Raw genomic sequence first — 6,838 nt, forward strand, 5'->3', positions numbered from 1 at the left:
GGGACGCCGCCACGGCGGCGGTCACCGCGCTCGCGGCACGCGAGGGCGCCTGGGCCGTCCGGGTGCACGAGGTACGGGCCAGCGCGGACGCGGTGCGCGTGGCGCGGGCCATCGAGCGGGCCGAGAACACGGCTGGAGCGCTGTGACTTCCCTTACGGACAACGAACGTGTGGCGCAGGTGAACACGGCGCTGTACGACGCCATGGAGCAGGGTGACCACACCACGCTCCAGCGGCTGTGGCTGGACTCCCCCGACACCGAGGTGTCCTGCGTCCACCCGGGCTGGCCGGTGCTGCGCGGCCGGGGCGAAGTGCTCCGCTCCTATGCGCTGATCATGGCCAACACGGACTACATCCAGTTCTTCCTGACGGATGTCGAGGTGTCGGTGATGGCCGACACCGCCCTGCTGACCTGCACCGAGAACATTCTCAGCGGCGCCCCCGCCGAGGAGGAGGGCCAGCTCGGCCCGCTGGTGGGCCAGCTCGTCGTGGCCACGAATGTGTTCCGCCGCACGGAGGACGGCTGGAAGGTCTGGTCGCATCACGGCTCCCCGGTCCTCGCGGAGAGTGACGACGAGGAGCCGGGCGGTACCGAAGGCCCCGCCGACGACGGGTTGTTGCCGGGCTGACCCGACCCCGTTCGAGCCCCGCGAGGTGGGGGTAGAAGGCTGTGGCGCGGAGCGTCGGCAGCGGGCACCGCCCACCCCATGGGCGAATGCCGCCGGGGCCCGCAGGTAGATTGCGAGGCAGGTACCCCCGCAGACGGCAGGGGACGGGTGGTGCGCTCCGGCCAGGAGGGCGTGCCCGCGTACCGACGACCAGCAGGAGTGATTCAGGTGGATCGTGTCGCGCTGCGCGGCCTGAAGGCTCGCGGGCACCACGGCGTGCTACCCCATGAGCGCGAGGAGGGCCAGGACTTCGTCGTGGACCTCGTGCTCGGCCTGGACACCCGGCCGGCCGCGGCCGACGACGACCTCGGCAAGACCGTCCACTACGGCGTGGTGGCGGAAGAGGTCGCGGCCGTGGTGCGGGGTGAGCCGGTCGATCTGATAGAGACGCTGGCCGAACGGATCGCGGACCGGTGCCTCGAGCACGACGTGGTGCGGGAGGTCGAGGTCGTGGTGCACAAGCCGCAGGCCCCGATCACCGTGCCCTTCGACGACGTGACCATCACCATCACCCGGAGCCGAGTATGAGCAGCAGCGACCCGACCGTGCAGCCCGTTCCCATCTCCGTGGTGGAGCAGGTGGACGCCGCCGATGTGACGTTGAGCAACCCCAAACGAGCGGTGATCTCGCTCGGCAGCAATCTGGGCAACCGCCTGGAGACCCTCCAGGGCGCCATCGACGCGCTGGAGGACACCCCGGGCCTGCGGGTCAAGGCCGTATCGCCGGTGTACGAGACGGACCCGTGGGGCGTGGAGCCCGGCACCCAGGCCACGTACTTCAACGCGGTGGTGCTGATCAAGACGACGCTGCCGCCGTCCTCGCTGCTGGAGCGCGGCCACGCCATCGAGGAGGCGTTCGAGCGGGTGCGGGACGAGCGCTGGGGCCCGCGCACCATCGACGTGGACATCGTGGCGTATCAGGACGTGGTGTCCGACGACCCCCAGCTCACCCTGCCGCATCCGCGCGCCCATGAGCGCGCCTTCGTGCTGGTGCCGTGGAACGACCTGGATCCGCAGGCCGAGGTCCCCGGGCGGGGGGCGGTGGCGGGGCTGCTGGCCGCGATGGGCCAGGAAGGTGTCCGGGTCCGCACCGATCTGGAACTGCGACTGCCCGAGTAGACGTTGATCCGGATAGGTTCCGGACACGTTGGCACGTACTGAATTGAGGGGCGACCGCTCGGTGAAGCAACTTCGGATCGGGGTGCTGGTCGGGCTGTTCGCCGTGGCCGGTGTGGTGTCGTGGGCGGGCGCCCGGCTGTGGGACACATTGGGGTCGCTGCCGAGCATCCCGGTGGCCGCGCCGATCGTGTTGGCCCTGATCGCGGTCGTGCTGGCCGCCACCGCGCTGTCGCTGCGGTCCCGGCTGCGCGCCCAGCGGGAGCGGCAGCCGGGCGCCAAGGGCGTGGACCCGATGGTGGCCGCCCGTGCGGTGGTCTTCGGGCAGGCCAGCGCGCTGGTGGCGGCGCTGGTCGCGGGGATGTACGGCGGGGCGGGCGCCTTCCTGGCCATGGAGCAGCTCGATGTGCCCGCCCGCCGGGATCAGGCCATCTATGCCGGGGCGTCGGTGCTGGCGGCCGCGGGGGTGGTGGCGGCCGCGTTCTTCCTGGAGCGGGTCCTCAAGCTCCCGGAGGACGACGACAACGATGGCAACGGCCCGAGCGCCGCGGCCCGCGCCTGAGCCGCGCCGGACGCCCAAAGCCACGAGCCGACCCCGTACGGGACTCGCCCCGCGCCGCTGGGGGCCCGCGCCTGAGCCGCGCCGGACGCCCAAAGCCACGAGCCGACCCCGTACGGGACTCGCCCCGCGCCGCTGGGGCTCCAGCCCGGCTGCGGCGTACGGAGCCGCTCAGCGGGCCATGATGAGGCTCATGGCCTCGGCTCGGGTGGCCGGATCGCGCAACTGGCCGCGGACGGCCGAGGTGAGCGTCTTGGCGCCGGGCTTGCGCACCCCGCGCATGGTCATGCACATGTGCTCGCACTCGACCACCACGATCACCCCGCGCGGCTCCAGTATCCGCATCAGGGACTCGGCGATCTGGGTGGTCAGCCGCTCCTGGACCTGAGGGCGGCGGGCGAAGACATCGACCAGCCGGGCCAGCTTGGACAGCCCGGTGATCTTGCCGTCGTGGGACGGGATATAGCCCACATGGGCGACGCCCACGAAGGGCACCAGATGGTGCTCGCAGGAGGACATCACCTCGATGTCCTTGACCAGCACCATCTCGTCATGGCCCAGGTCGAAGGTGGTGGTCAGGACGTCCTCGGGCTCCTGGCGCAGCCCCGCGAAGATCTCCTTGTACGCACGGGCCACCCGGCCCGGCGTCTCGCGCAGCCCCTCCCGGTCGGGGTCCTCGCCCACCGCGATCAGCAGCTCGCGGATCGCGTTCTCGGCGCGCTTCTCGTCGAACACGCCAATGGGGCTCTCGCCGTCCAGGGTCACCGGGTCGGTCATGGAGCTGCCTCGTTCCTCACATACACACAACGAACGCGTAAATGCCGCGTTCACCAGGCTAGAACCTGGTGGACGCGGCATTCATTCCGGGGCCACCGGGGACGGAAGCCGCCCCCGGTGGTGGGGGTCAGCTCTCCGAACCGGAGCCCGAGCCCTCAGGGCGCTCGACGGCGTCCTCCGGAGTGGTGCTCTTGGTCAGCGAAGCCGCCGAGGTGGGCTGGGCACCGTTGGCCGGGGCCAGCTCCTTGGGGGAGAGCACCGGCGGACGGGTCGAGGGCGTACGCCGCGAGGAGCCGGTCCACGCCGGGCGGGCCGGGCGCTTGACGATCGGGGCGAAGATCTCGGCGATCTCCTCCTTGTTGAGCGTCTCCTTCTCCAGCAGCGCCAGCACCAGGTTGTCCAGGACGTCCCGGTTCTCGACGAGGATCTCCCACGCCTCGTTGTGCGCGGCCTCGATGAGCTTCTTGACCTCCTCGTCCACCAGCGCGGCGACCTCTTCCGAGTAGTCGCGCTGGTGAGCCATCTCACGGCCGAGGAACGGCTCGGAGTTGTCGGAGCCGAACTTGATCGCGCCGAGCCGCTCGGTCATGCCGTACTGCGTGACCATCGCGCGGGCGGTGGTGGTCGCCTTCTCGATGTCGTTGGACGCGCCCGTGGTCGGGTCGTGGAAGACGAGCTCCTCGGCCGCCCGGCCGCCCATCATGTAGGCGAGCTGGTCCAGCATCTCGTTGCGCGTGGTCGAGTACTTGTCCTCGTCCGGCAGGACCATGGTGTAGCCCAGGGCCCGGCCTCGGGAGAGGATGGTGACCTTGTGCACCGGGTCGCTGTTCGGAGAAGCCGCCGCGACCAGGGCGTGACCGCCCTCGTGGTACGCGGTGATCTTCTTCTCCTTGTCGCTCATGATCCGGGTCCGCTTCTGCGGACCGGCCACGACTCGGTCGATCGCCTCGTCCAGGAAGTGGTTGTCGATCAGCTTCTTGTCGCTGCGGGCCGTCAGCAGGGCGGCCTCGTTCAGCACATTCGACAGATCGGCACCGGTGAAGCCGGGGGTGCGCCGGGCGACGGCCGACAGGTCGACGTCCGGGGCGACCGGCTTGCCCTTCTGGTGGACCTTGAGGATCTCCAGCCGGCCCTGCATGTCCGGGCGGTCGACCGCGATCTGCCGGTCGAAGCGGCCCGGGCGCAGCAGCGCCGGGTCGAGGATGTCGGGCCGGTTGGTGGCGGCGATCAGGATGACCCCGCCCTTCACATCGAAGCCGTCCATCTCGACGAGGAGCTGGTTCAGCGTCTGCTCACGCTCGTCATGGCCGCCGCCCATGCCCGCACCGCGGTGCCGGCCGACGGCGTCGATCTCGTCGACGAAGACGATGGCCGGGGCGTTGGTCTTGGCCTGCTCGAACAGGTCGCGGACACGGGAGGCACCCACACCCACGAACATCTCGACGAAGTCGGAGCCGGAGATCGAGTAGAAGGGGACACCCGCCTCGCCCGCGACGGCACGCGCGAGCAGCGTCTTACCCGTACCGGGCGGGCCGTAGAGCAGCACACCCTTGGGGATCTTGGCGCCCACGGCCTGGAACTTCGCCGGCTCCTGAAGGAACTCCTTGATCTCCTGGAGCTCCTCGACCGCCTCGTCGGCGCCCGCCACATCGGTGAACGTCGTCTTCGGCGTGTCCTTGGTGATCAGCTTGGCCTTCGACTTCCCGAAGTTCATCACCCGGGAGCCGCCGCCCTGCATCTGATTCATCAGGAACAGGAAGACCACGACGATCAGCACGAACGGGAGCAGCGAGAGCAGAATCCCGACGAAGGGGTTCTGCTTCGACGTCGAGACGTTGTACCCGTCGGGGATCCCGTTGGGCTTCTGGGCATTGGCCTGAAGAGTCTTGGCCAGATCGACACCCTGGTCACCGATGTAGGTGGCCTGGAGCTTGTCGCTGCCCGAGATCTTGGCGACATTGTCCTTGAGGTTGATCTTTACCTTGTGCTCGTCGCCGGTCGTCAGTTCGGCGGACTGGACCTGGTTCTGGTTGATCGCCTTGACGACCTGACTGGTGTCCACCGACTTGTAGCCGCCGGACGAGCCGACGACCTGCATCAACACGACCACGGCGAGGACGGCCAGCACGATCCACATGACCGGCCCACGGAAGTAGCGCTTCACGTCCATCCATACGGGGCGAAGCCGCCCCGTCCCTCCTGCCACAGTGAGGCACGGCAGCCCTGGAGGGGCCGCCCGTGCGTGCGGTGTATTTGCGGTGTATGAGCTGTGTAATCCTCAGTCTCGAAAAAGACTGACCTTCGGACGGTACCCCAGCATTGTCACCCGACGCCGCCGTGGACTGTTAACAAAACCGCCTTCCCCTGCTCCAACGGCGGAAAACCCCGCCAGGTTCCCAGGGGTCCGCGGCGCCGTCAGCCGCCGTAGACGTGGGGGGCCAGGGTGCCGACGAACCGCAGGTTCCGGTACTTCTCGGCGTAGTCCAGGCCGTAGCCGACGACGAACTCGTTGGGGATGTCGAAGCCGACCCACTTCACCTTGATGGCGACCTTGGCCGCCTCCGGCTTGCGCAGCAGGGTGCAGACGTTCAGCGAGGCCGGCTCGCGCGAGCCCAGGTTCGACAGCAGCCACGACAGCGTCAGTCCGGAGTCGATGATGTCCTCGACGATCAGGACGTGTTTGCCCTTGATGTCGGTGTCCAAGTCCTTGAGGATACGCACCACCCCGGAGGACTGGGTGCCCGCGCCGTAGGACGACACGGCCATCCAGTCCATGGTGACGGGCGTGGACAGGGCACGTGCCAGATCCGCCATCACCATGACCGCGCCCTTGAGCACGCCGACGATCAGCAGATCCTTGCCCGCGTACTCCTCGTCGATGGTGGCCGCCAGCTCCGCCAGCTTCGCGTTGATCTCTTCCTCGGTGATGAGGACCGACTTGAGGTCGGTGCCCATGTCCTTGTCGTCCACCCGCGCCACTTTCGTTCGACGTACCGGCTCATCTGGCTCGGGCGGATCAGCCCTGCCGGATGACCAGTCTGCCACCCTCACGGCGGACCTCGACGCGGCCGGGGAGATTGATGGCCCGCTGCCCCCGCCAGCCGGTGATCAGCCGGTCCACCTCTTCGATGTGGCGGGCGAAGAGCGAACCGGCCGGCGCGCCCGCGGCGATGGCGGCGCGGCGCAGCACCCGGCGGCGGACGGCGGTGGGCAGTCCGTGCAGGCCGACGGTGTCGAGATGCACGGCCTGCGCACCACCGGCCGCCGCCGGTGCGGTGGTCATCACATCGGCCTCGGCCCGGGCGGCCCAGGCGTCGAGGGCGTCGGCGTCGTCACGGGAGAGCTGGGCGGTGCGGGCGAGCGCCTCGACGACGCCCTTGCCCAGCGCCTTCTCCAGGATGGGCAGCGCCTCGTGGCGGACCCGGGAGCGGGTGTAGGAGGGGTCCACGTTGTGCGGGTCGTCCCAGACGGGCAGCGACTGGGCCAGGCATGCCTCGCGGACCGTGTGCCGGTCCAGTTGGAGGAAGGGCCGGCGGTAGCGGCCGTCGGCCCCGGAGACCCAGGCCATGCCGGACAGCGAGCGGGTGCCGGAGCCGCGGGCGAGGCCCAGCAGAACCGTCTCGGCCTGGTCGTCGCGGGTGTGGCCGAGCAGCACCGCGGTGGCGCCGTGGCGCTCGGCGGCGCCGTCCAGCGCGGCGTAGCGGGCGTTCCGGGCGGCGG

General features: G+C 69.7%; 8 protein-coding genes. 4 read left to right on the plus strand and 4 right to left on the minus strand.

Annotation, left to right across the window (positions count from 1 at the left end):
- Positions 1–142: 142 nt before the first annotated feature.
- The 4 genes from KN815_RS44590 (at position 143) to KN815_RS44605 (ending at position 2,344) form a co-directional block, all read left to right on the plus strand.
- On the plus strand, positions 143–628 hold the full coding sequence (locus tag KN815_RS44590; RefSeq protein ID WP_216347497.1) for a nuclear transport factor 2 family protein: 486 nt from the start codon (positions 143–145) through the stop codon (positions 626–628).
- Positions 629–835: 207 nt separating this feature from the next.
- The gene (gene folB / locus KN815_RS44595; protein WP_216347498.1) at positions 836–1,195 is read left to right on the plus strand and encodes a dihydroneopterin aldolase; all 360 of its coding nucleotides are present in this window, start codon (positions 836–838) and stop codon (positions 1,193–1,195) included.
- Entirely contained in the window at positions 1,192–1,785 is a 594-nt protein-coding gene (folK, locus tag KN815_RS44600) for a 2-amino-4-hydroxy-6-hydroxymethyldihydropteridine diphosphokinase (protein WP_216347499.1), read from the plus strand. Before folB ends, folK begins: the two co-directional genes overlap by 4 nt.
- A gap of 61 nt (positions 1,786–1,846) precedes the next feature.
- A complete protein-coding gene (locus KN815_RS44605; protein WP_216347506.1) occupies positions 1,847–2,344 on the plus strand; it encodes a DUF3180 domain-containing protein in 498 nt (165 codons plus the stop codon).
- Between the two features lie 168 nt (positions 2,345–2,512).
- Here KN815_RS44605 and folE read toward each other — a convergent pair whose 3' ends face one another.
- From folE to tilS, 4 genes are all read right to left on the minus strand, one after another.
- Positions 2,513–3,118, minus strand: coding sequence for a GTP cyclohydrolase I FolE (gene folE / locus KN815_RS44610; protein ID WP_059142458.1), 606 nt, complete (start codon positions 3,116–3,118; stop codon positions 2,513–2,515).
- 127 nt (positions 3,119–3,245) lie between these two features.
- A complete protein-coding gene (gene ftsH / locus KN815_RS44615; RefSeq protein WP_216347513.1) occupies positions 3,246–5,288 on the minus strand; it encodes an ATP-dependent zinc metalloprotease FtsH in 2,043 nt (680 codons plus the stop codon).
- Positions 5,289–5,533: 245 nt separating this feature from the next.
- Positions 5,534–6,073 carry a hypoxanthine phosphoribosyltransferase gene (gene hpt / locus KN815_RS44620; protein WP_043241584.1) on the minus strand — a complete coding sequence of 180 codons (540 nt, stop codon included), beginning with the start codon at positions 6,071–6,073 and terminating at the stop codon, positions 5,534–5,536.
- Positions 6,074–6,134: 61 nt separating this feature from the next.
- Positions 6,135–6,838, minus strand: a 704-nt coding sequence (gene tilS / locus KN815_RS44625; RefSeq protein ID WP_216347514.1) for a tRNA lysidine(34) synthetase TilS, incomplete at its 5' end; no start/stop codon positions are given.

The sequence above is a fragment of the Streptomyces niphimycinicus genome (genome assembly GCF_018883605.1).
In the GTDB taxonomy this organism is placed as follows: Bacteria; Actinomycetota; Actinomycetes; order Streptomycetales; family Streptomycetaceae; genus Streptomyces; species Streptomyces niphimycinicus.